The organism is Streptomyces rectiverticillatus (assembly GCF_013394065.1).
GTDB lineage: Bacteria > Actinomycetota > Actinomycetes > Streptomycetales > Streptomycetaceae > Streptomyces > Streptomyces rectiverticillatus.
Genome location: NZ_CP040752.1, coordinates 2,168,336 through 2,192,972 on the forward strand (window position 1 = coordinate 2,168,336; position 24,637 = coordinate 2,192,972).

A 24,637-nucleotide genomic window follows, 5' to 3' on the forward strand; every position below is an offset into this window, starting at 1 on the left:
TTCGCCGGGGCGTTCACGGTGGTCCGCATCACGCCAAGATTGCGTATCCGCGGCCCCTCCGCGTCTGCTGTCCCGTCGCAGGTCATGCTTCAATAGGGGCATGGCCAGCTTCCAGAACACCGCGACGGGTCGCAGCGACCTCGAGCCCTTCTGGCCTTCCCGTCAGCACGACGACTTCGACCGAGTGTGTTGCCGCGCGACTTCCGCGCAGGCCCTCTCCTCCCGCTGACCCCCACGTCGAAGTCAGCCGCCGGTCTCCGGTTCCGGCCAACGGCCCCGCGCACACGCACGTCCCCTCGACGGTCTCTCGCGCGAAAGAGCTGAGCTCTCCATGACGAACCTCCGTACCCTCACCGTGCCCGCCCCGTCCGTCCCGGCCGCCTCCCCTACCGCGCACCGCCACCGGCTCCGGGCCGTCGCGCCCGACGAGGTGCCGCCGGTCGCCGAGCTGCTGCACTCCGGTGCGGCCACCTGGATGCCGGCGCCGCAGCACACCCTGCCCACCCTGCCGGGCCAGCCGCCGATGATCGGCTACCTGGTGCTGGTGCCGGCCGAGCAGCGGCAGGCCCCCGAGGCCGCGCCCGCCGCCGGCCACGGGGACGCGCTGGTGAGCATCGACCCGGAGCAGCGCACGGCCAGCGTGGCCGGGCGCCCGCTCGACCTCACGTACCTGGAGTTCGAGCTGCTGGCCCACCTCGTCGCGCACCCCCACCGGGTGCACACCCGCGACCAGTTGGTGACCACAGTGTGGGGTTACGGGCACGTGGGCGACGGCCGGACCGTGGACGTGCACGTGGCCCGCCTGCGCCGCAAGATGGGCGCCGAGCACCGCGCCTCGATCGTCACCGTCCGCCGCGTCGGCTACAAGTACGCACCGCCGGTCGGCTACTGATCTTTTCCCCCTCCCCGAGCCTCTGAGCCCCCCCCCCGAGCCCTCCCTGAGGCTTCCCCCGCAGCCGAAAACCGAGGTCAGAGGGGGGCTAGGTACACCCCGGCCCGGGGCGGTGGCCCCAGTGACGATCATGCCGCGGCCGTCCAGAATGGTTCCCGGGTCCGAGGGACGGGCCCGGGAACGTACTCGGGGGAACACTAAATGAAGATCATCAACGCCCCGCTGGCCGCTGCCCGCGGCCTGTGGCTGGCGATCTTCGGCATGGCGATGTCGATCCTGCTCTTCGCGCTCACCCTGGTGTCGCTGGTCCTCATGGTGCTGGGGATCGGCCTGTTCACCACCCCCGTGGCGCTGGCGGGCGTACGGGCCCATGCATCGCTGCGGCGCCGCCAGGCACAGGCGTGGGCGGGCGTGGAGATCCCCGAGCCGTACCGGCCCATGCCCGCCCGGCGCCCCGGTCTTGCGGGTCAGGTGGAGTTCTGTACAGCCCTGCTCAAGGACCCCGCCACCTGGCGCGACCTGCTGTGGCTGCCGGTGGATGCGATCGCGGGCACCTTCCTGGCCCTCCTGCCGCCCACCCTCTTCCTCTACCTGCCCTGGGGCTTCGTGCTGGCCCTCGGTGTCTGGAAGCCGATCGTCCGGGCGGACGGCGCCCAGTGGTACGCGTTCCTCCCGGTCACCGACCAGTTCACCGCGAACCTGGCGGCCGGGCTCGGGGTGGGCTTCGCCGTCCTGGCCCTCTTCGTCAGCCGGCCGCTGCTGCGCGCGGACTTCCTGCTGGCCCGGACGCTGCTCGCGCCCGGCGCGGCGACCGCCCGCGAGCGCGAGCTGGCGCAGCGCGTGGACCGGCTCACCGAGACCCGGCACGACGCCGTGGACGGCTCCGCCGCCGAGCTGCGCCGGATCGAGCGGGACCTGCACGACGGGGCGCAGGCCCGCCTGGTCGCGATGGGGATGAGCCTCGGCACCGTCGAGGCGCTGATCGAGACGGATCCGGCCCGCGCCAAGCAGCTCGTCGCCGCGACCCGCGCCGACTCGGCCGAGGCCCTTACCGAGCTGCGCGACCTGGTGCGCGGCATCCACCCGCCGGTGCTCGCGGAGCGCGGCCTGGGCGACGCCCTGCGGGCCCTCGCGCTGCGGATGCGGATGCCCGTCGAGGTGGACGTCGAGCTGGCGGGCCGGGCCGCGGAGCCCGTCGAGACGGCGGCGTACTTCGCGGTGAGCGAGGTGCTCACCAATGCCGCCAAGCACTCGGGCGCCCGGCAGGTGTGGGTCGACGTCCACCACGCCGAGGGCATGCTGCGGATCGCGGTCACCGACGACGGCCGCGGCGGGGCCGTCGCGCCGGGCGGCACGCACGTCCCGGGCGCGGCCGCGGGCTCCGGGCTCGCCGGCGTCGAGCGCCGCCTCGGCACGCTGGACGGGGCCCTGGCCGTCAGCAGCCCGGTCGGCGGCCCCACGGTGGTGACGATGGAGATCCCCTGCTCCCTGCGCTGAGCAACCGGCCGCCGGCCGGGGCCGGTTCCCTGCGCCCCCGCCGGATCGGCGACGATGGTCGCGCACCGTCCCCCGCCCGCCGGGCTGTCAAGGGGCGCCGCCGATGATGGAGTTCCCGTGCGCGTTGTACTCGCCGAAGACCTGTTCCTGCTGAGGGACGGTCTGGTCCGGCTGCTGGAGGCGTACGGCTTCGAGATCGCCGCGGCCGTGGAGAGCGGGCCCGAGCTCTCCCGGGCCCTCGCCGAGCTGCGGCCGGACGTGGCGGTGGTGGACGTACGGCTGCCGCCGTCGTTCACCGACGAGGGCCTGCAGTGCGCCCTCGCGGCGCGGCGGGAGTCGCCGGGCCTGCCGGTGCTGGTGCTGTCCCAGCACGTGGAGCAGCTGTACGCGCGGGAGCTGCTCGCCGACGGCAGCGGCGGGGTCGGCTATCTGCTCAAGGACCGGGTCTTCGAGGCCGGCCAGTTCGTGGACGCGGTCCGCAGGGTCGCGGCGGGCGGCACCGCCATGGATCCGCAGGTCATCTCGCAGCTGCTGTCCCGGCGGGAGCAGGACCGGCCGATGGGCCGGCTGACGCCGCGCGAGCGCGAGGTGATCGAGCTGATGGCGCAGGGCCGGTCCAACGCGGCGATCGCCGCGCAGCTGCAGGTGACCGAGCGGGCGGTGGCCAAGCACACGTCGAACATCTTCGGCAAGCTCGGCCTGCCGCCCTCCGACGACGACAACCGCCGCGTCCTCGCGGTGCTGGCGTACCTCGACCGGGGCGATCCCGGCCGGGGCCGACCGGCCCACCGGCACCCCGGGCGGGGCTGAACGCCGAGCGCGTCCCGTTGCTCCCGCATGTGACGCCGGTTAACGTGCGCCGCGCACGCGTCCGTTGTCGCATTCAGCACAGTGGGGAGCGCCATGACCGATCAGCCGGCCGTTCAGTCGACCGATCAGCCGAACCCGTCGAGACGCCTGCTGCTGGGGGCCGCCGGCGCGGTCGGGGCCGGAGCCGCCCTCGCCTCCCGCGCCCCCGCCCGGGCCGCCGCCCGCGCGCCCTTCGACACCGCCCCCGCGAAGGCGGCGCTCGTACGGCTGCTGGGCGGACACGCGGAGCAGTTCCGCCTCACCCCGCTCGCGGCCGCCGGGGACCGGGACGGGGACGGGGACCGGTTCGAGGTCACCGGCCGCACGGGGCGGATCGAGGTGGCCGGGACGAGCCCGGCGGTGCTGCTGACGGGGGTGCACTGGTACCTCAAGTACGTGTGCGGGGCGCACATCACCTGGAGCGCCCGCCAGGTCGGCCTGCCCCGCAGCCTGCCCGCCCCGGCTCGCCCGCTGAAACGATCCACCGGACTCCGGCACCGCTTCGCCCTCAACGACACCAACGACGGCTACACCTTCCCGTACGCCGACTGGGCCTACTGGGAGCGGATGATCGACGTCCTGGCCCTGCACGGCTGCAACGAGGTCCTGGTGATAAGCGGGCACGAAGCGGTCTACGAGCGCGTCCTGCGCGACTTCGGCTACGACGACGCCGAGGCCCGCGGCTGGCTGCCCGCCCCCTCCCACCAGCCGTGGTGGCTGCTGCAGAACCTCAGCGGCTACGGCGGCCCGCTCAGCCGCAAGCTCATCGACGCCCGCGCCGCCCTCGGGGCCCGGATCACCGCCCGGCTGCGCGAGCTGGGCATGGCGCCCGTCCTGCCCGGCTACTACGGCTCCGTTCCCGAGGGCTTCGCCGCGCGCAACGCGGACGCGCGCGTCGTCCCGCAGGGCATCTGGCACGGATTCCGGCGCCCGGACTGGCTCGACCCGCGCTCCGGCGCGTTCGCCGCCGTCGCCGCGTCCTTCTACCGTCACCAGGAACGCCTCCTCGGCCCCGCGCAGCACTTCAAGATGGACCTGCTGCACGAGGGCGGCGCCGCGGGCGACGTGCCCGTCGCGGCCGCCGCCCGCGCCGTCGAGCAGGCCCTGCGCACCGCGCACCCCGAGGCGACCTGGGTGATCCTCGGCTGGGAGGACAACCCGCTGCCCGAGCTGCTCGGCGCGGTCGACCGGCAGCGGATGCTGATCGTCGACGGCATCTCCGACCGCTTCAAGGGCGTCACCGACCGCGAGAAGGACTGGGGCGGCACCCCGTACGCCTTCGGCAGCATCCCGAACTTCGGCGGGCGGACCACGCTCGGCGCCAAGACGCACGTGTGGGACGAGAAGTTCTTCGCGTGGCGCGACAAGCCCGGCAGCGCCCTGGCCGGCACGGCGTTCATGCCGGAGGGCGCCGACCGCGACCCCGCCGCCTTCGAGTACTTCTCCGAGCTGGCCTGGCTGGAGCGCGCGCCCGACAGGGCCCGGTGGTTCGGCGCGTACGCCGGCTTCCGCTACGGCCGTGCGGACGAGGCGGCGCGGGAGGCGTGGACCGTGCTGGGCGACACCGCCTACCGGCAGAGCGCGCCCGGACGCAGCGACCCGCACGACAGCCTCTTCGCCGCCCGGCCGGCCCTCGGCGCCGACCGCGCCGCCGAGTACGCGCCGAGCGCCCCGTCCTACGACCCGGCCCGCTTCGACACCGTCCTCACCTCGCTGCTCGGCGTCGCCGCCGGGCTGCGCGGCGCCGACACCTACCGCCACGACCTGGTCGACGTGGCGCGGCAGGCCGTCGCCCACCGCAGCCGGCAGCTCCTCCCCCAGCTCAAGGAGGCGTACGCGCGCAAGGACCTGGCCTCCTTCCGCGCCCTGTCCGCGCTGTGGCTGAAGCTCATGCGGCTCGCCGACGACATCGCGGGGACGCACAAGGCGTTCCTGCTCGGCCCCTGGACCGCGGCCGCCCGGGCCATGGGCACCGACCCCGGCGAGGCCGCCGAACTGGAGCGCACCGCGCGCGTCCTCGTCACCGTGTGGGGCGGGCGGAGCACCTCCGACGGCGGGAAGCTGCACGACTACGCGAGCCGCGACTGGCACGGCCTCATCGGCGACTTCTACCTGCCGCGGTGGCGCCGCTGGCTGGAGGAGCTGGAGGACGCCCTGCGGGCCGGGCGGGCGCCGCGGGCCGTCGACTGGTACGCCATAGAGGAGTTCTGGACGCGCGAGCGCACCGAGCACGCGCAGCGGCCGGTGGGCGACCCGTACCGCACGGCGGTGCGCGTACGGGACACGCTGGCGGCCGCGCCCTACCAGGGGGCGCTCGCGGCGGTCCTGGAGCCGGCGGCCGTCGTACCGGGCGGCACGGCGGCGCTCGCCGTCTCCCTCACCAACGTCAGCGGCTTCCGCGCCACGGGGCCCGTCGACCTCGCCGTCTCCGGCCTCGCGGCCGCCGCGCAGGGCCCCACGTCGCTGCCGCGCCTGGACCCCGGGGCCACCGGCTCGGCCCGCTGGCGCGTCACCGCCCCCGCCGTCCCGCTGGAGCGGCCGCTGCAGCCCCTGCCGTACGAGGTGAGCGCCCGCTACGGGCCGCAGGGCGAGGAGCCGGTGCGGGCCGTGCGCTCCGGAACGCTCTTCCTGGGCGGCCCCCTGGCCCCCGGGTGGCGGACGTTCACCAACAACGCGGCCGTCTTCGGCCAGTTGGGCGCGGACCGCTTCGCGATCGACGGCTCGGGCGACGACCTGTGGCGACGGACCGAGGAATTCGGTGCGGTGTACCGGGCGGGCGCGCTGGCGGCCGGCGCGGCCGCCCAGGTGCGCGTCCTCAGCCAGACGGACACGGGAAGCTGGGCGCGTACGGGCATCATCGTGCGCAACGCCCTCGGCACGCCGTGGTCGGCGGGGGCCGTGAACCTGGCGGTGACGCCGGGGCAGGGCGTCGTCCTGTCCTACGACGCCGACGGTGACGGCACGTTCGACGCCTACCGCCAGGTGAAGGGCATCCGCGCCCCGGTCTCCCTGCGCCTCACGCGCACCGCGGCCGGCACGTTCGACGCGGAGTACGCAACGGACGGCGAGGCGTGGCTCCCGGTCGCCACGGCGACGGTGCGGGGCGCTGCCGCGTGGCAGGACGTGGGGTTGTTCCTGACGGCGGGCAACGACGGCAGCGGGGCGCGGGGGCATGCGCAGTTCGCGGACTGGGCCGTGGAGGGGTAATCCGGCCGGGGCCGCCGTGCGTGTCCGGCTCGCGGCCCTCCCGGGCCCGGGAATCGGCCCGGGGCCGGGGTGCGGGCGCGGGCTCGCTCTCCGTTCGGCACAATAACGGTAGATAAACGGTAGATATCTAAGCAATATCAGACACGCTGTGCGCTACAGACACAGGAGACGCCCGCATGCCGCAGTTCGACGCCTCGACGATCATCAACCTCCGCGACCTCGGAGGCATCGCGCTGGCCGGCGACTCCGCCGTCCGCCCCGGCCTGCTGCTGCGCTCCGGCCAGCTCGACCGCCTCGACCCCGCCGCCGACCCGGCGGTCGCCGCCCTCGGCATCCACACGGTGGTGGACCTGCGTACCGAGCACGAGCGCGAGGAGCGGCCCGACCAGGTGCCGCACGGCGCCCGGCTGATCGTCGCGGACGTCATGGCCGACAGCGCGGCGGCCCGCGCGGCCGCCGGCGACGACGTGCCGGCCAGGCTCGACTCCGTGCTGGGCAACCCCGCCGTCGCCGAGGAGCACCTGGGCAACGGCAAGGCCGAGAAGCTGCTGTGCGACTCGTACCGCACCTTCGTCTCCGCCGGGTCCGCCTGCTCCGCCTACGGCCGCCTGCTGTCCGCGCTCGCCGAACCGGACTGCGGCCCGCTGCTCTTCCACTGCACGGCGGGCAAGGACCGCACCGGCTGGGCCACCGCCGTGATCCTGCTGCTCCTGGGCGCGGACGAGGAGACGGTCCGCGCCGAGTACCTCGCGGTGAACCCGGCCGTGCGCACCGCCTTCGCCCCGCTCATCGACCGCTTTACGACGGCGGGCGGCGACCCGGAGATCGCCGACGCGATCCTCGGGGTGCGCTCCGCCTACCTCACGGCGGCGCTGGAGGAGATGGACCGCGCCTACGGCGGGGTGGAGGCCTACGTCCGCGACGGCCTCGGCCTCCCCGACGACGCCGTCGACCGCATCCGCGCGCGCTGCATCGCCTGACGCAGCAGCACCGGTGGCCCCACCCAAGGGTGAGGTGACCATCTCACCATTCACTCGTTCTACGGATCGTGGAGCAGCAAGCAACAGCCCCCCGCCCCCTCCCCTCCCCCGTCGACGTCGAGCAGGCCGAGGCCGCGCTCATCGAGCACTACCCGCGCCTGGTGCGCCTCGGGTATCTCGTCCTGCCGCCGTCGCTGGGCCGCAACCGCCGTGTGCTGACCGCGCACGCCCTCGCCCAGCGGGCGCTGCCGCGCAACCGCGTCGCGGCGGGCGAGCAGTCCGGTCTGCAGGTGCCGCCGCCGCGCGGCCCCGACGGCTCCCCCGCCGACCCCGGCTACGCCTACGTGCGGCTGCGGGTCCTGCGGGCGGCGCTGGAGGCCGGCCGGCCGCGCGGGCGCTGGCAGTTGCCGCGCCCCGGCCAGCTGCCTCCGCTGCTGCCGCAGGTGTGGGGCCTGCGGCTGTTCCCGCGCTCGGGCGGTGCCGACGAGCTCGCGCTGGACCAGGCCCTGGCCGCCCTGTCGGGCCCCGGCCGCGCGGCGTACGTCCTGCGTACCCTGGAGCTGCCCGCCGACCGTGACGTCCGCCAGGTGCTGGCGGCGGCGGGGGTGGAGGACCCCGGGGCCGCGGTCCTCGAAGCGGACGGGGTGCGCGCCCCCGCCGGCAGCCGGGACGCCTCGCTGCTGGAGTCCATGGAGTTCGACCCCTGCTCCCTGCAGGCCCGGCCGACGGACCTGATGCGCCGCCGCCAGCACACCCGGGCGGCCCTCGCGGCCGTGGCGGCGGCCGCGGTGTGCGGGATACTCCTGGGGCTGCCGGGAGACGGCTGGGGCCCCGACGGCGCGGCCGCCCCGCCCTACGCGCAGAACGCCGCGGCGCAACAGGCCCTGGACCCCGCCAAGTTGACGAAGGCGGCGCCGGACGCCTGGAAGACCGCCGACCGCCCCGGCTTCGCCGCCTGGCCCGCCCGCGGCGACCGCCTCGGCGACCGCGAGCTGCTGCACCGCGCCCTCGCCGTGTGGGCGCGGCCCGGCCGCTCGGTCCAGGTGACGGCCACGCCGGGCACCCCGTCCGGGCCGGCCGCGGGCCCGCCCCAGCTGCTGTACGCGGGCGAGGTCGGCCAGGCCGCGGTCGTCCTGCTCCACGACGGGCTGCGCGTCGTGCGCTACGCCGAGTCGAAGAGCGGCGACGGCGGGGCCGCCGCCTTGGACTTCGCCCGGACCGACGCCGCGGACGCCGACTCCGCGACGGCCGTCGTCGTGGGCCGCGCCGACAACAACGTCCGCTATCTGACCGCCCCTTGGGTCGACGAGGTCTCCGTGCGCGACCTCCTCAAGCCGGGCGAGGCGCCGATCCCGCTCCGCCGCGGCGCCGACGGCGTCACGGACCCGACGCCCAGCCCCGCCCCCACCAGCGACTGCCACGGCTGGCCCGCCCTGCAGATGGGCGGCCGCCTCGTCACCGACCTGGGCGAGCTGACGCCCGCGCGCCTGACCGCCGGCACGCCCGCCGCCCCGCGCGACGTCAGCGACCGGGCCCGGGCCGGCTGGGCCCACACCGCCTGCCACCTGCAGACCATGCGAGGCCAGGGCGTGCGCACGGTCAACGCCTGGCCGTACGCGGTGCAGCAGCTGCCCGGCGGGGCCGGCAGCGCCGAGTGGACGTGCGCCCGGGCCGAGACCTGGCGGGGTGCGGGCAGCCGGGCACTGGGCCTCTTCCAGGTGCCGGGCGCGCGGGCCGCAGCGCCGAGCACCGTCGTCGCCCGGGCCGAGGACACCCCCGCCTGCGGCACCCGCGACCCGCACGTCCTCGCGGGCGTCCTGTGGAAGTCCGCCGCCGGCACGTGGTACGCCCTGGCGGCGGCGGGCGGCGACGGCGTCCGGTCGGTCACGGCCTCGGGCGGGGTCCGCGGCAGCGCCCCCGGCGACCGGCTGGCGGTTCCGGCCAAGGCCGGGGCGCAGGCCGAGCTGAGCGCGCTCCTCGCCGACGGACGGCGGATTTCCACTCTGCGATAGCCGCGCTCCAGCAGCTGAAACGGGGTCAGCAGGCCGGAAACCAGAGGCGAATGACGGTTTCCGGTCTGCCCTAAGATGACCGCCATGAAGACCGGGATACGTCGCAGGATGGGTGTCGAGCAGCGCCGTGAGCAGCTGATCTCGGTCGCTCTCGAGCTGTTCGGCCACCGTTCCCCGGACGACGTCTCCATCGACGAGATAGCAGCCGCGGCCGGGATATCCCGGCCGCTCGTCTATCACTACTTCCCCGGGAAGCAGAGCCTCTACGAGGCCGCGCTCAGCCGCGCCGCGCAGGAGCTGTCGGCCCTCTTCGAAGAGCCCCGCGAGGGCCCCCTCGGCGCCCGCCTGCTGCGGGTGATGCGCCGCTTCTTCGACTACGTGGAGGAGCACGGCACGGGCTTTGCCGCCCTCATGCGCGGCGGCCCCGCGGCGGGCTCCGGCAGGACCTGCGCCATGATCGACGGGGTGCGGCGGGCCGCGTACGCCCAGATGCTCGGCCACCTGGGCATCCCCGCCCCCGGCCCGCGCCTGGACCTCGCCCTCCGGTCCTGGATCTCGCTCACCGAGACCACGGCCCTGCTCTGGCTCGACGGCCGGCGCATCCCGCGCGGCGAGCTGGAACTGCAGCTCGTCCACGCCTTCGCGGCGCTCGCGGCCGTCAGCGCCGCCTACGACGACGACATGGCGGCCGTCCTGCACCGCATCCTCGAGGACGAGCCGGTCCACGGGCCGTTCTCCGACCTTGTGAACCGGCTCGGCGGAGTGGCGTCCCAGCCTCAGCCCCAGCCCCAGCCGTCCTGACCCGCTAGCCGGCCCTGAAGACGGCGACGGTCCGGGCCGGGACGGTGAAGGTGCCCGTCGCGGGTGCACAGGCAGCGGCCTTGACGGTCCCGTCCGCTCCGGCCGCCTGCACCGGGTGCAGGGCGCAGGGCCGGCCGGCGAGGGCCGCGATGCGCTGGTCCTGCCGCTGCGGGGTGGCGTTGAGGACGACGACCAGGCCGCCCAGGCGCATCGTGACGACGCCGGGCGTCTCGTCCGGGCCGGACAGCGGGAAGGACAGGGCCTCCTGGACGGCCCCCGAGGTCGCCAGGCCGAAGGCCTTCTCGGTCGTACGGATCCGCAGCAGGTCGCGGTAGGCGGCGGAGGCCGCCTCGACGGGGCCGCAGCCGGCCTTCAGCGCCGGGTCGGCGAGGAGCGGCCGGGCGTGGTCCCACTTGGAGGCGTTGTCGCGTGCCGGGGGCAGGCCGCGGCCGAAGCCGTTGCCGGCGGCGCAGTCCCAGTGGATGGCGTTGAACCAGTCACCGCTGTCGTAGGAGTTGCGGTCCAGCGACTTCGAGCGCAGCCGGTCCGTACCGGCCTGGGAGAGCGCCGGCCCCTGGGACAGCGCGGCCGTGGCCATCGCGAGGACCTGCATGCGGGCCCGGTCGGCGGGGGAGGTGGCCTGCGGGAGCTTGAAGGCGAGCGCGTCGTAGAGGGTTTCGTTGTCGTGGGCGTCGGCGTAGGCGAGGGCGTCCCCGGGCGCGGCGGCGTAGCCGGCCGGCGAGCCGTTGTAGTCGACGTCGGCGCCGCGGACGCTGCGGCCGGCGGAGTCGGTGAAGCGGTAGCCGGCGAGGTTGCCCGTCAGGCCGACCTTGATGAGGTCCTGCGCGTGCAGGAGCCGGGCACGCTGTTCCGCCGGGGTGCCCTGCGGGGCGCCGTTGGGGTCGGTGAACAGCCCGGAGGCGAAGCCCTGGACGCGGGGGTCGGCGTCGAAGGGGCCGCCGCCGCGGACGGCGTCGCGGGCCCGGTCGGAGAAGGTGGCGATGCCCGTGCCGGCCATGTTCTTCTGCGTGGCCTGGACGAAGCGTGCGTCGTTCGCGGCCTCGCCGAAGTTCCAGCCCTCGCCGTAGAGGATCACGGACTTGCCGTCGACGCCGTCCCGGGCCGGGGTCAGGGCGTCGAGGGCCTTGCGCACGGCCAGGATGTTCGCCTTGGGGTGGTGACCCATGAGGTCGAACCGGAAGCCGTCGACCTTGTACTCCTTCGCCCACGTGACCACGGAGTCCACGACGAGCTTGCCCATCATGGCGTGCTCGGGGGCGGTGCCCGCACAGCAGGTGGAGGTCGCGACGCCGCCGTCGTCCAGGAGGCGCTGGTAGTAGCCGGGCACGATGCGGTCGAGGACGGACTTGTCGTCCTGGCCGGAGGCGGCGGTGTGGTTGTAGACGACGTCCATGACGGTCCGCAGCCCGGCACCGGCCAGCCCCTGGACCATCCGCCGGAACTCGAGGGTGCGGCCGGGGCCGTCCGGGTCGGAGGCGTAGGAGCCCTCGGGAACGGTGTAGTGCAGCGGGTCGTAGCCCCAGTTGTACGCGTCGCGGGCGGCCGTCCTGCCGGTGCAGTCCTGCTGGCGGTCGGAGTCGGCCGGCAGGGCGGCCAGGTCGCAGGGCGGGGTCGCCTGGTCGGCGCGCCGCTCGGGGACGGTCGCGAAGTCGAAGGCCGGCAGGAGGTGGACGTAGGAGGTGCCGGCGCCGGCGAGCGACGCCAAGTGCCTCATGCCGGGCGAGGAGCGGTCGGTGAAGGCGAGGTAGTCGCCCTTCGGGGAGAAGTCCCGGACGTGCAGTTCCTGGATCTGCGCGTCGCGCAGCGGAACGGCCTTCGGCTTGCGGAGGCCGCGCCAGCCCGCCGGGGCCAGGGCCGGGTCCGCGAGGTCGGTGACGAGACTGCGGGCCGAGTCCGCGGTCAGGGCCGTGGAGTACGGGTCCGTGACGCGGTTGGTGACCACCTTGCCGGCGGCCGGGGCGTAGACGGTGACGGCGTAGCGGTAGGGCTTGCCGGTCCAGTCGCGGCCGCCCGCCGCGCTCCAGACCCCGCTGGCGTCGTCGCGGTGCATCGGCACGGTGCGGCCGTCGAGTTCGAGCGCCACCCGGCGGGCCGTGGGGGCCCAGACGGAGAGCGTGGGCCGGCCGTCGCGGAAGGCCGGGCCGAGGGCCGCCTTGCCGGCGGCGGACGCGTACAGGTCGTCGAGCACGCCGGGTATCTGGACGCCGGTGGCGACGTCGCCGGTGACGGCCGTGAGGGCGCCCTTGAGTGCGGCCCGCTCCTGAGCGGGGGTCGCGCGGACGCGGTAGGCGTCGTATCCGGCGAGGTGGGGGTACTTCGTGCGCTGGGCGGGGGTGAGGCCGCCGGGGGTCGGCGTGAGGGTGAATCTGCCGCCGGTGTGGAGGAGGTGGTGGGGGCGGGACGGGTCGCCCAGGCCCTTGGGCCAGGCGACCGTGGTGCGGTCGATCCACTGGACCTTTGCCCCTGTCGGGGGTGGGGTGGTGGCATGGGCGACGCCGGTTCCGGCGAGGGGGAAGGCGATCGCGGCCGCCACGAATGCGGCTAGTCGTTTCACGGAAGGCTGCTCCTTGGCTGAGGTCAGAGACTGGGATCTCCCCTGACCCGCCCCATCCCGTAACCGGGGGCAAGCCCCCGGACCCCCGTATCGCGCTGAACGCGCTCGTCCTCAAGCGCCGGACGGGCTGAGAAGTGGCCGGCCTTGGTTTTTCGGACCGCCGGGCGGGGGCCGGGGCGGAGCCCCGGTTCGGGAAGGGGCGGGTAGGGGAAAATCAACCGCACGTACGCGCGCCCGCATGCAGCGCCAGCGCCGTGTTCGGCGCCACGGTCGCCGTGAAGCGGCCGTCCGGGCCCACGGTCACTCGTCGCCCGCTCTGCACGTCGCAGTAGTCACCCCCGGGAAGCCCGGTCTCGAAGGTGCGCGTCAGGGCGAAGCCTTCGTGGTTGACGACGACATAGCCCTTGTCACCGCGCCCGAAGGCGATGGCCTGGTAGCCGTTGTCCCACCAGTCGCCGACCGCCGCCCCCCGCACCGCATTGCGGAAGCCCACCATGCTCCGGATCTCCGGCCACTTGTGCTGGCACTTCCAACCGTCCTGCCAGCAGGCCCCCACCGCCCCGCCGTTCGGCGGCCCCGCGTCGCGATCGGTGAATTCGTAGCCGGAGTGGACGTCGGGCGAGCCGTAGGGCCAGGCGAGCATGAAGACGTTCGCCAGGGTGTAGTCGGCGCCGTCCTTGTAGCTGAGGGTGTCGCCGCCGCGCTCGGTGTCGTGGTTGTCGACGAAGACGGACGCCTGCCCGCCGGGCAGGTAGCCCCAGCCTTCGCCGTAGTTCTTGAGGTAGGCCAGCCGTTCGCGCTGGAACACCCGCTTGAGGTCGCGCGCGTAGCGGAACTCCTGGGCGTCGCCGGTGCCGAGGTACTCCTCGGGCCGGACGGCTTCGCCCTCGCCGTGGATGGTCTCGTGCTTCCAGTAGACGCCGCTCCGGCTCAGCCGGGACTTGATGTCCGCGAGGTCCGTCGCGGGGATGTGCTTGGCGGCGTCGATGCGGAAGCCGTCGACGCCGAGCGAGAGCAGGTCGTTCAGGTACCGGGCGATGCGCCCGCGCACGTGCTCCTCGCCCGTGTCCAGGTCGGCGAGGCCGACGAGTTCGCAGTCCTGGACGTTGCGGCGGTCGCGGTAGTCGCTGACGACGGCGGTGCAGTCGTCCATGTCCTGGCGCTGGTACGTACCGGGGTAGTCGTACTTCGTATACGCGGAGCCGCCGGTTCCGGTGTCGGTTCCGGTGCCGGAGCCGGCGGCCATGTGGTTGACGACGGCGTCGACGACGACCTTGACGCCCGCGCTATGGCATGAATCGACCATATTCGTGAAGGAGGACCTGTCCCCCAGCCGGCCCGCGATCGCGTAGCTCACCGGCTGGTACGAGGTCCACCACTGCGGGCCCTGCACGTGTTCCTGCGGCGGGGAGACCTGGACGTAGCCGTAACCGGCCGGGCCGAGGGCGTCCTTGCACTCCTTCGCGACCGCGTCGTACTTCCACTCGAAGAGGACGGCCGTGACGTCCTTGCCGCCGGGCGCGGCGGCCTCCGCCCGGGGGACACAGACCGTGACGGCGGCCGCCAGGACACATGTCACAGAAAGGATTCTTCGGGCTGTCGCAGGCATGCGGAGCTCCTGGGGTGGGGGATGTGCAGCAATGAAGGTTCTTGCGCAAGCCGTTCGCAAGCCAACCGGAACCTGCTGCGCACGAGACCGTACGAGCCGGGTAACGGCCGGTCAACCCCTGGGACACGAGACGGTTACCACCGAGAAATCTCGCCGTTTCGTTCTTGCAAACCCTTTCGCAAGAGATTGCAGCCTGTTACGTTCCTCCACAGCTCGGGGCCGCCCGCGACGGTCGGCCTCCTTCATGAGGAGATCCATATGCGAAGAGGCATATCGGTCGCTGCCGTCGTCGGTGTGCTGGCACTCACCGCGACCGCGTGCGGCGGTGACGGCGGGGGCGGGAACGACGGCGCCAAGGCGGCGAGCGACCCGGGCGGTGTGAGCGGCACGGTGACCTGGTGGGACACCTCGGACGCCACCAACGAGGCGCCCGCGTTCAAGAAGCTGGTCTCGGCGTTCGAGCAGAAGTACCCGAAGATCAAGGTCGAGTACGTCAACGTGCCCTTCGACCAGGCCCAGCAGAAGTTCAAGACGGCCGCCGCCACCGGCAAGGGCGCGCCGGACGTGCTGCGCTCCGACGTCGGCTGGACGCCCGGCTTCGCCCAGCTCGGCTACCTCAAGGACCTCACCGGCACGCCGGCGCTCGACAAGCCCGAGGACTTCCTCGAAGGGCCGCTGAAGAACGCGGCGTACCAGGGCAAGACGTACGGCGTCCCGCAGGTCACCGACACCCTCGGACTGCTCTACAACAAGGAGCTGTTCCAGAAGGCGGGTGTCGACAAGGCCCCGGCCACCTGGCAGGAGGTCAAGGACGCCGCCCTGAAGATCAAGGAGAAGACGGGCGCGGAGGGCATCGGCCTCAGCCCCGACAGCTACTACTCGCTGCCCTTCCTCTACGGCGAGAAGAGCGACATGGTCGACGTCGCCAAGAAGAAGATCACCATCTCCTCGGCCGCGTCCCGCAAGGGCGTCGAGACGGCCGTCGACCTGGTGAAGTCCGGCGCCGCGCCCAAGCCGGCCGGCACCGACGGCTACAACGCCCTCAAGACGGACTTCAAGAACGGCAAGCTGGCGATGCTGATCGACGGCCCCTGGGCGACCAAGGAGATCTTCGGCGGCGACGCGTACAAGTCCAAGGACAACCTGGGCATCGCGAACATCCCGGCCGGTTCCACGGGCACCGCGGGCGCGCCGGTCGGCGGCCACAACCTGGTGGTCTACGCCGGCTCGAAGAACTTCGACGCCTCCTACCTCTTCACGCGTTTCATGACCGACGCCGCGCAGCAGGAGCAGGCCTCGACCGGCGTGGGCGTGCTGCCGACGCGCAAGTCCGCCTACACCAAGGACGTCCTGGCCGACCCGGTGCGCAGCGCGTACCACAAGGCGCTGGACAAGGCCCACCCGCGGCCCGCGATCCCGCAGGGCGGCGACCTGTTCACGGACTGGCTGCAGCACTACACGAAGATCCTCACGCTCAAGGAGGAGCCGAAGGAAGGGCTGGACGCCACGGCGAAGGCCTGGCAGTCCGCGCTCCTCAAGGACTACGGCATCGAGGAGTAGGGCCTGATGGCCACAGTCGTCACCACGGTCCGGCGCTCCTTCAGCACCCACTGGTACGCGTGGGCGATGGTGCTGCCCGTCGTCATCGTCCTCGCGGTCCTCGTCGGATACCCGCTGGGCAAGGGCGCCTACCTGTCCTTCACCGATGCCAACGAGGCGAACGTCGCGCGCACCATCGGGGTCAACCACATCGAGGCGACCTACCGGACGGTGGGCCTGGACAACTACTGGAAGGTGCTCTCCGGGCAGGAGGGACACTTCTACTCCCGCCTCGGCTGGACGGTGGTGTGGACCGCGTCGTGCGTGTTCCTGCACTACACGCTCGGTCTCGGGCTCGCCCTCCTGCTCAACCGGCCGATGCGGCTGCGGGCGCTGTACCGGGTGCTGCTGATCCTGCCGTGGGCGGTGCCGGCCTTCGTCGCCACCTTCTCCTGGCGGCTGATGTTCAACGAGAAGTACGGCGTGCTCAACGCCTTCCTGACGAAGCTGGGCATGGACCCGGTGGACTGGCTGGGCGACGCGACGCTGCAGAAGGTCTCGGCGGTGGCGGTGAACGTCTGGCTGGGCGTGCCGTTCATGATGGTCGCGATCCTGGGCGGGCTGCAGTCCATCCCGCGGGAGCTGCACGAGGCCGCGGAGATGGACGGCGCCACTCCATGGCAGCGGTTCCGGCACGTGACGCTGCCGGGCCTGAAGACCGTGAGCGGGACGGTGATCCTGCTCGGGGTGATCTGGACGTTCAACATGTTCCAGGTGATCTACCTGCTGATCGGGCAGGGCGCGAGCTCCGAGAGCGAGATCCTCGTGACGTACGCCTACCGGCTCGCCTTCCAGGGCGTCCGCGACTACGCGGGCTCGGCCACGTACGGCATCCTCATCCTCTCGCTGCTGCTGGTCTTCGCCGTCTTCTACCGCCGGATGCTCACCCGACAGGAGGCCGTGCGATGAGCACCGCCCAGCCCGTACGCCCCCTCCGGCACCGCCCGCGCGAGCAGCGCTCGCGCACGGCGTCGGCCGCGCTGCACACGGCGCTGGCCGTCGCGAGCCTGGTGTCGGTCTTCCCGGTCGCCTTCATCGTCTTCGTCTCGCTGCGGGGGCGCGACGGCTGGCAGGAGCCCACGCGGCTGGTCGGCTTCGACGTCTCCAACTACAGCCACATCCTCGGCGAGACCAAGTTCCTGACGTGGTTCGGCAATTCGGTGATCGTGGCACTGGGGGCGACCGTCCTCGGCGTGCTCATCGCGGCGACCGCGGGCTACGCCGTCTCGCGGATGCGCTTCCCCGGTCACCGGCCGCTGATGTGGACCTTCCTGGTCGTTCAGATGTTCCCGATGGCGGTGCTGATCGTGCCGCTGTACAACATTCTCGGTGAGCTGGAACTCCTGGACTCCTACACCGGGCTGATCGTGACGTACTGCTCGATCTCCGTGCCGTTCTGCGCGTGGATGCTCAAGGGGTACTTCGACACCGTCCCCGTCGAGATCGACGAGGCGGGGCGGGTGGACGGGCTGACCCCCTTCGGGACGTTCTGGCGGCTGATCGTGCCGCTCGCCCGCCCGGGCCTGGCCGTCACCGGCTTCTACTCCTTCATCACCGCCTGGGGCGAGGTCGCCTTCGCCACCCAGTTCATGAGCAGCGAGGAGCACTACACCCTCGCCGTGGGCCTGCAGACGTTCGTCGGCCAGCAGAAGGCCGAGTGGGGCCTGATGACGGCCGCGGCCGTACTGATCACCATTCCGGCGGCCCTGGTGTTCTTCGTCGCCCAGCGGCACCTGGTGGCCGGCCTGACCGCGGGCGGCACCAAGGGCTGACCGCCACCGGCACCGGGCACCGGCACCCGCTGACCTTGTCCGCCCGCCGTCGTTGACCCGTTGGGATCCACGGGATCCCACGGGATCCACCGCTTCCGCCTCCGCAACCGAATCGATAGGACGTACATGACCCAGGACCTCGCGCCCTCCGTCCGCCCGGCCGCCGCCGCCCCGTCCGAGGCCGTATCCGAGGGATGGTGGCGCAGCGCCGTCATCTACCAGGTGTACGTGCGCTCGTTCGCCGACAGCGACGGCGACGGCATCGGCGACCTGCGCGGGATCCGCGACCGCCTGCCGTACCTGGCCGAGCTGGGCGTGGACGCGGTGTGGCTCACGCCGTTCTACGCCTCGCCGCAGGCGGACGGCGGCTACGACGTCGCGGACTACCGGGCCGTGGACCCGCTGTTCGGGGACCTGTCCGACGCGGACGACCTGGTGCGGGAGGCGCACCGGCTGGGTCTGCGGGTGATCGTCGACATCGTGCCCAACCACACCTCCGACCAGCACGCCTGGTTCCGGGCGGCCCTCGCCGACAGAGAGGGCGGTCCGGCGCGGGAGCGCTACCACTTCCGGCCGGGCCGCGGCGCGGCCGGGGAACTGCCGCCGAACGACTGGGAGTCGGTCTTCGGCGGCCCGGCGTGGACGCGCACGGCGCGCCCGGACGGCACGCCCGGCGAGTGGTACCTGCACCTGTTCGCGCCGGAGCAGCCGGACCTCAACTGGGAGAACGAGGAGGTCCGCGAGGAGTTCGAGTCCGTGCTGCGGTTCTGGCTGGACCTGGGCGTGGACGGCTTCCGCATCGACGTCGCGCACGGCATGGTCAAGGCGCCGGGGCTGCCGGACATCGGGCTGAGCGAGCAGGCGAAACTCATCGGGGCCCAGGTGCTGCCCTTCTTCGACCAGGACGGGGTGCACGAGATCCACCGCGCCTGGCGGCGGCTGCTGGACTCCTACCCGGGTGAGCGGGTCGGCGTGGCGGAGGCGTGGGCGCCGACCTCGGAGCGGCTCGCGCTGTACGTGCGCCCGGACGAGCTGCACCAGGCGTTCAACTTCCAGTTCCTGACCTGCGACTGGGGCGCCGGCGCGATGCGCACGGTGATCGACGACTCGCTGGCGGCGACCCGGTCGGTGGGCGCGCCCACGACGTGGGTGCTCTCCAACCACGACGTGGTGCGGCACACCACGCGCTACGGCGGCGGGGAGCGCGGCCTGGCGCGGGCGCGGGCGGCGGCGCTGCTGATGCTGGCCCTGCCGGGCTCGGCGTACGTCTACCAGGGCGAGGAGCTGGGCCTGCCGGAGGTCGTGGACCTGCCGGACGAGGTGCGCCAGGACCCGGCGTTCTTCCGCGGCGACGGGCAGGACGGCACGCGCGACGGCTGCCGGGTGCCGATCCCGTGGTCGGGCGAGGCCGCCCCGTTCGGCTTCGGGCCGGGCGGCAGCTGGCTGCCGCAGCCGGAGCAGTGGGCGGAGCTGTCGGTGGCGGCGCAGTCCGGGGACCCGCGCTCCACGCTGGAGCTCTACCGCTCGGCGCTCGCCCTGCGCCACGAGCTGCCGGGGCTGGGCGACGGGGAGATGACGTGGCTGGAGGCGCCCGAGGGCGTGCTGGCCTTCGCCCGGCCGGGCCTGGTGTGCACGCTGAACACGCGCGGGGAGGAAGTGGGGATGCCGGTGCCGGGACGCCCGGTGCTGGCCACGGCCGCCTTGGAATTCACCGGTGGTACGGTCCGTATCCCCGTCGATTCCTGTGTTTGGTGGGCAGTCTGAAATGCGACCGGTAAGGTCCAGTCCTGTGACCGCACGGCTGGCCGATATCGCAGCCCAAGCGGGTGTCAGCGAAGCAACCGTCAGCCGGGTACTCAATGGGAAGCCGGGGGTCGCCGCCTCCACCCGCGAGTCCGTGCTGGCCGCGCTCGACGTCCTGGGCTACGAGCGCCCCGTGCGGCTGCGGCAGCGCAGCGCGGGCCTGGTCGGGCTGATCACGCCCGGGCTGGACAACCCCATATTCCCGGCCTTCGCCCAGGTGATAGGCCAGGCCCTGACGCGCCAGGGCTACACCCCGGTGCTGGCCACGCAGACGCCCGGCGGCTCCACGGAGGACGAGCTCACGGAGATGCTCGTCGACCGCGGGGTCTCCGGCATCATTTTCGTCTCCGGGCTGCACGCCGACACCTCGGCGGACATGCAGCGCTACGAGCGGCTGCGGGCCCAGGGCGTGCCGTTCGTGCTGATCAACGGCTTCTCGTCGAAGGTGCGGGCGCCGTTCGTCTCGCCGGACGACCGGGCCGCGGTGCGGCTGGCCGTCACCCATTTGGCCGCACTGGGGCACCGGCGGATCGGCCTGGCGCTGGGCCCGCGCCGGTACGTGCCCGTGCAGCGCAAGATCGAGGGGTTCCTGCGCAGCATGCGCGAGGAGCTGGGCCTGGCGGAGGCCGAGGCCGAGCAGCTGGTGCAGCACTCGCTGTTCACGCTGGAGGGTGGTCAGGCGGCGGCAGCGGCGCTCATCGAGCGCGGCTGCACGGCCGTGGTGTGCGCGAGCGACATGATGGCGCTGGGTGTGATCCGGGCGGCGCGTCAGCACGGCCTGGAGGTCCCGCGCGACGTCTCGGTCGTGGGCTTCGACGACTCGCCGCTCATCGCCTTCACGGACCCGCCGCTGACGACGATCCGGCAGCCGGTGCAGTCGATGGGGCAGGCCGCGGTGCGCGCGCTGCTGGAGGAGGTCGGCGGCACCCCGGCGCCGCACAGCGAGTTCGTCTTCCTCCCCGAACTGGTGGTTCGGGGTTCAACCGCATCGGTCCCGGAAACCCGGCCGAAAGCGGGCGAAGACCAGACTTGGGGATGATCTGCCGCAGGCCGGTTTCTGGCAGACTGTTTCCCTATGGGTGAAGCGACGGCAAGGACACTGGAAGGCCGGACGGCCGCCCCGCCACCCACCGAGGAGCGAGCGGACCGGCCGCCGGCGGACAGTTCCACCGAGCAGCGGACCGGCCTGCGGAGGCTTCGTACTCCGCGCAGGCCGCGTCTGTGGTTCGAGGTGCTGCTGATCGCGGTGAGTTACTGGACGTACTCCCTGGTGCGCAACGCCGTCCCCGAGCAGCGGGCGGCCGCCCTCCGCAACGCGGACTGGATATGGCGGGCCGAGCACACACTGCAGATCGCCGTGGAGAATTCGATCAACCACGCCGTGAATTCGGTGACGTGGCTGATCGTCGGCATGAACTACTACTACGCCACCTTGCACTTCGTGCTGACGATCGGTGTGCTGGTGTGGCTCTACCGATGGCATCCCGGCCGGTATTCCGCCGCCCGGCTGGCCCTCTTCGCCACCACGGCCGTGGCGTTGCTCGGCTATTACCTCTTCCCCCTGGCCCCGCCCCGGCTGATGCTGGGCGAGCACTTCGTGGACACCGTCGTGGTGCACCACACCTGGGGCTCCATGGCCTCCGGCAACCTGGCCGACATGTCCAACCAGTACGCGGCGATGCCGTCGATGCACATCGGCTGGTCCACCTGGTGCGGCGTCATCATCGCGATGGTGGCGCGCCCGGTGTGGGCGAAGGTCCTGGGCCTGCTGTATCCGCTCGCCACGCTGGTGGTCATCGTGGCGACGGCCAACCACTTCTGGCTCGACGCCGTGGGGGGCCTGCTCTGCCTCTCGTTCGGCTTCGCCGCCTCCTTCGCGTGGTTCGGGGCGACGCCGGGCCGGCTCGCGCGGCGCGTGGCGTAGCTTCGCCGGGGCCCGGAGACCGCGGCCCCGGCCGCGGCTCACAGGCCGCGGCTCACGCCCCGTAGAACAGTTCGTCCACGACGGCGCGGGCACGCCGCGTCGTCCGCCGGTATTCGTCGAGCATGTCCCCCACGTGGCCCGGCTCGTAGCCGAGGTAGCGGCCCACGGCCGCGAGCTCGCGCGGCTCCGTGGGGAAGGTGTCCCCGGACCGGCCGCGCACGAGCATGACCGCATTGCGCACGCTCGTCGCGAGAACCCACGCGTCATCCAGGATGGCAGCCGCCTCCGTGCTCAGCAGCTCGGCGGCGCAGGCTGCGGCGAGCGCCTTGCGGGTGCGGGTCGTGCGCAGCCCGGGCTCGGCCCAGGCGTGCCGCAGCTGCAGCAGCTGGACGGTCCACTCCACGTCCGACAGGCCGCCGCGCCCGAGCTTGGTGTGGGTCGTGGGGTCCGCGCCGCGCGGCAGGCGCTCGCGCTCCATGCGGGCCTTGAGGCGCCGGATCTCGCGCACCGCGTCCTCGCCGAGGCCCTCGGCGGGATAGCGCAGCGGGTCGATCAGGTCGATGAACCGCTGCCCCAGCTCGGCGTCGCCCGCGACCGGCTTGGCGCGCAGCAGCGCCTGGCTCTCCCACACCAGCGACCAGCGCCGGTAGTAGGCGGCGTACGAGGCGAGGCTGCGCACGATGGGGCCCGACTTGCCCTCGGGCCGCAGGTCCGCGTCGATGTGCAGGGGCGGATCGGTCGTGGGAAGTTGGAGGAGGCGCCGCATCTCCCCCGCGACGGCGGAGGCCGCCTTGGCCGCCTCCTCGTCGGAGACGCCTTCGCGGGGCTCGTGCACGAAGAGCACGTCGGCGTCCGAGCCGTAGCCCTGCTCATGGCCGCCGAAGCGGCCCATGCCGATGACGGCGAAGCGCGTGGGCAGCGTCTCGCCCCACTCGGCGCGCACGGCGGCGCGCAGGGCGCCCGCGACGGCGGCGGCGTTGAGGTCGGAGACGGCGTCGCCGACGGTGTCGACCCGGACGTGGGGGTCGCGCTCGCCGTTGGGCGTGCCCGCGCCCTGGGAGCCGCCCCGCCCGTAGGCCCCGATGATGTCCGCGGCGGCGGTGCGGAACAGTTCGCGGCGGCGGACCCCGCGGACGGCGACGATCGCGGCCTCGGCGTCCCCGGAGCGGTTGACGGCGGCCAGCGTCTCCTGTTCGAGGGCCTCCCGGCCGCGGGGGCGCAGGCCCTCGGGGTCGCCGAGCAGGGCCACGGCCTCGGGGGCGCGCAGCAGCAGGTCGGGGGCGAGGCGGCCGGCGGAGAGCACACGGGCGAGGTTCTCGGCGGCGGCGCCCTCGTCGCGCAGCAGCCGCAGGTACCAGGGGGTGCGGCCGAGGGCGTCGGAGACCTTGTGGAAGTTCAGCAGGCCGGCGTCGGGGTCGGCGGAGTCGGCGAACCAGCCGAGCAGGACGGGCAGCAGGGTGCGCTGGATGGCGGCCTTGCGGGACACGCCCGAGGCGAGCGCCTCCAGGTGCCGCAGGGCGGCGGCGGGGTCGGCGTAGCCGAGGGCCTGCAGGCGGTTGCCCGCCTCCTTGGCGCTGAGCCGGATCTCGCCGGGCTCCAGCTGGGCGACGGCGTCCAGCAGCGGCCGGTAGAAGAGCTTCTCGTGCAGCCGGCGCACCTCGCGCGCGTGCCGCTTCCACTCGCGGCCGAGCCCGTCGACCGGCTCGGTGCCGGCAGGCCACGAAAGGACACGGGCCAGGGAGCGGCCGAGGCGGCGCTGGTCGGCCTCGGCCTCGGGCATCAGGTGCGTGCGGCGCAGGCGGTGGAGCTGGATGTGGTGCTCCATCGTGCGCAGGAAGCGATAGGCGGCGTCGAACGCGGCGGCGTCGGAGCGGCCCACGTAGCCGCCCGCGGCCAGGGCGGTCAGGGCGTCGAGGGTGCCGGAGGCGCGCAGCGTCGCATCGCCGCGGCCGTGGACGAGCTGCAGCAGCTGCACGGCGAACTCGACGTCGCGCAGGCCGCCCGGCCCCAGCTTGAGCTCGCGGTCGACCTGGCCGGCGGGGATGGAGGCGATGACGCGGCGGCGCATCTGCTGCACGTCGGGCACGAAGTTCTCGCGCTCGGCGGCCTGCCACACCAGGGGGGCGACGGCATCCGCGTAGGCCTGCCCCAGGGCGAGGTCACCGGCGACCGGGCGGGCCTTGAGCAGGGCCTGGAACTCCCAGGTCTTGGCCCAGCGTTGGTAGTAGGCGAGGTGGCTGGAGAGGGTGCGCACGAGGGGGCCGTTGCGGCCCTCGGGCCGCAGGTTGGCGTCCACGGGCCAGATGGTGCCCTCGGGCGTGACGTCGGAGCAGACGCGCATCATCCGCGAGGCCAGGCGCGTGGCGGCCTGCAGGGCGGGGCCCTCGCCCGTCCCCTCCTTGGCCTCCGCCACGAAGACGACGTCCACGTCCGAGACGTAATTGAGCTCCCCGCCACCGCACTTGCCCATGCCGATGACCGCGAGCCTGCAGGCCGCGGCGTCCCCGGGCTGCTCCTCGGCGGCGATGCCGAGGGCGGCGCGCAAGGTGGCGGTGGCCAGGTCCGCGAGCTCGGCGGCGGTCTGGGCCACGTCGGTGGTGCCGCACACGTCCCGCGCGGCGATGGTCAGCAGGCAGCGGCGGTAGGCGGCGCGCAGGGCGTCCGCCGCGCCCAGCCCGGCCTCCCGGCCGCCGCGCGCCCCGTCGGCCAGCGCCTTCTCGAACTCCGGGACGCCCGGGTTGAGATCGGCCGCCTCGTAGGTGACGAGCGCGTGCCAGTCGCCGGGGTGGCGGGCGAGGTGGTCGCCGAGGGCCTCGGAGGCGCCGAGGACCCCGAGCAGCCGGTCGCGCAGCGGCTTGGCGGTGACGAGGGTGTCCATCAGGGCCTGCCGGTCACCGCCGTCCCTGGCGTCCAGCGCCTCCGCGAGCCGCACGAGGCCGTGCACCGCGAGGTCGGGATCGGCGGTGGCGCCGAGGGCGTCGAGCAGGACGGGGTCGGTGCGTCTCGCCACGAGCGCCGGAGCCTCCAGCCGCCGCTCGGCGGCCGCCGGATCGGTGAAGCCGTACTTCAGCAGCCGGGTGTACGAGCTGCTGCGACGCCCTTCAGGCAGTGTCATCG

The 24,637-nt window shown here is 73.5% G+C and carries 15 protein-coding genes and 1 pseudogene; 13 read left to right on the forward strand and 3 right to left on the reverse strand.

Annotated elements, in window-relative coordinates:
* Positions 1–331: 331 nt before the first annotated feature.
* From FGW37_RS09250 to FGW37_RS09280, 7 genes are all read left to right on the forward strand, one after another.
* Entirely contained in the window at positions 332–892 is a 561-nt protein-coding gene (locus FGW37_RS09250) for a winged helix-turn-helix domain-containing protein (protein WP_179080631.1), read from the forward strand.
* 201 nt (positions 893–1,093) lie between these two features.
* Complete coding sequence (locus tag FGW37_RS09255) at positions 1,094–2,389, forward strand: sensor histidine kinase (RefSeq protein ID WP_179080632.1); 1,296 nt, start codon at positions 1,094–1,096, stop codon at positions 2,387–2,389.
* Between the two features lie 117 nt (positions 2,390–2,506).
* A complete protein-coding gene (locus FGW37_RS09260; protein WP_179080633.1) occupies positions 2,507–3,199 on the forward strand; it encodes a LuxR C-terminal-related transcriptional regulator in 693 nt (230 codons plus the stop codon).
* A 93-nt stretch (positions 3,200–3,292) separates the two neighbouring features.
* Complete coding sequence (locus FGW37_RS09265; protein ID WP_179080634.1) at positions 3,293–6,445, forward strand: alpha-N-acetylglucosaminidase; 3,153 nt, start codon at positions 3,293–3,295, stop codon at positions 6,443–6,445.
* Between the two features lie 176 nt (positions 6,446–6,621).
* On the forward strand, positions 6,622–7,425 hold the full coding sequence (locus tag FGW37_RS09270; RefSeq protein WP_179080635.1) for a tyrosine-protein phosphatase: 804 nt from the start codon (positions 6,622–6,624) through the stop codon (positions 7,423–7,425).
* Between the two features lie 68 nt (positions 7,426–7,493).
* A complete protein-coding gene (locus FGW37_RS09275; RefSeq protein ID WP_179080636.1) occupies positions 7,494–9,437 on the forward strand; it encodes a hypothetical protein in 1,944 nt (647 codons plus the stop codon).
* A gap of 84 nt (positions 9,438–9,521) precedes the next feature.
* Positions 9,522–10,238, forward strand: coding sequence for a TetR/AcrR family transcriptional regulator (locus FGW37_RS09280; protein WP_179080637.1), 717 nt, complete (start codon positions 9,522–9,524; stop codon positions 10,236–10,238).
* Positions 10,239–10,242: 4 nt separating this feature from the next.
* On the opposite strand, the gene pulA is transcribed toward FGW37_RS09280, so the two are convergent.
* Together pulA and FGW37_RS09290 are read right to left on the reverse strand one after the other, a co-directional pair.
* Positions 10,243–12,813, reverse strand: coding sequence for a pullulanase-type alpha-1,6-glucosidase (pulA, locus tag FGW37_RS09285; RefSeq protein WP_246430326.1), 2,571 nt, complete (start codon positions 12,811–12,813; stop codon positions 10,243–10,245).
* Between the two features lie 220 nt (positions 12,814–13,033).
* Positions 13,034–14,422: pseudogene (locus FGW37_RS09290) on the reverse strand (alpha-amylase); the annotation flags it as partial.
* A gap of 258 nt (positions 14,423–14,680) precedes the next feature.
* On the opposite strand from FGW37_RS09290, the gene FGW37_RS09295 reads away from it, so the two are divergent.
* From FGW37_RS09295 to FGW37_RS09320, 6 genes are all read left to right on the forward strand, one after another.
* The gene (locus FGW37_RS09295; RefSeq protein WP_179080639.1) at positions 14,681–15,982 is read left to right on the forward strand and encodes an extracellular solute-binding protein; all 1,302 of its coding nucleotides are present in this window, start codon (positions 14,681–14,683) and stop codon (positions 15,980–15,982) included.
* Positions 15,983–15,988: 6 nt separating this feature from the next.
* On the forward strand, positions 15,989–16,930 hold the full coding sequence (locus FGW37_RS09300; RefSeq protein ID WP_179080640.1) for a carbohydrate ABC transporter permease: 942 nt from the start codon (positions 15,989–15,991) through the stop codon (positions 16,928–16,930).
* Positions 16,927–17,793 (forward strand): sugar ABC transporter permease, encoded by an 867-nt coding sequence (locus FGW37_RS09305; protein ID WP_179080641.1) that lies wholly within the window; start codon positions 16,927–16,929, stop codon positions 17,791–17,793. The genes FGW37_RS09300 and FGW37_RS09305 overlap by 4 nt, the downstream gene beginning before the upstream one ends.
* Positions 17,794–17,919: 126 nt before the next feature.
* Entirely contained in the window at positions 17,920–19,557 is a 1,638-nt protein-coding gene (locus FGW37_RS09310) for a glycoside hydrolase family 13 protein (protein WP_179080642.1), read from the forward strand.
* A gap of 25 nt (positions 19,558–19,582) precedes the next feature.
* Complete coding sequence (locus FGW37_RS09315; RefSeq protein ID WP_179080643.1) at positions 19,583–20,635, forward strand: LacI family DNA-binding transcriptional regulator; 1,053 nt, start codon at positions 19,583–19,585, stop codon at positions 20,633–20,635.
* Between the two features lie 36 nt (positions 20,636–20,671).
* A complete protein-coding gene (locus FGW37_RS09320; protein WP_179080644.1) occupies positions 20,672–21,520 on the forward strand; it encodes a phosphatase PAP2 family protein in 849 nt (282 codons plus the stop codon).
* A 52-nt stretch (positions 21,521–21,572) separates the two neighbouring features.
* Here the strand turns inward: FGW37_RS09320 and FGW37_RS09325 are convergent, their stop codons facing one another.
* Entirely contained in the window at positions 21,573–24,635 is a 3,063-nt protein-coding gene (locus FGW37_RS09325; protein ID WP_179080645.1) for a bifunctional [glutamine synthetase] adenylyltransferase/[glutamine synthetase]-adenylyl-L-tyrosine phosphorylase, read from the reverse strand.
* Positions 24,636–24,637 lie beyond the last annotated feature (2 nt).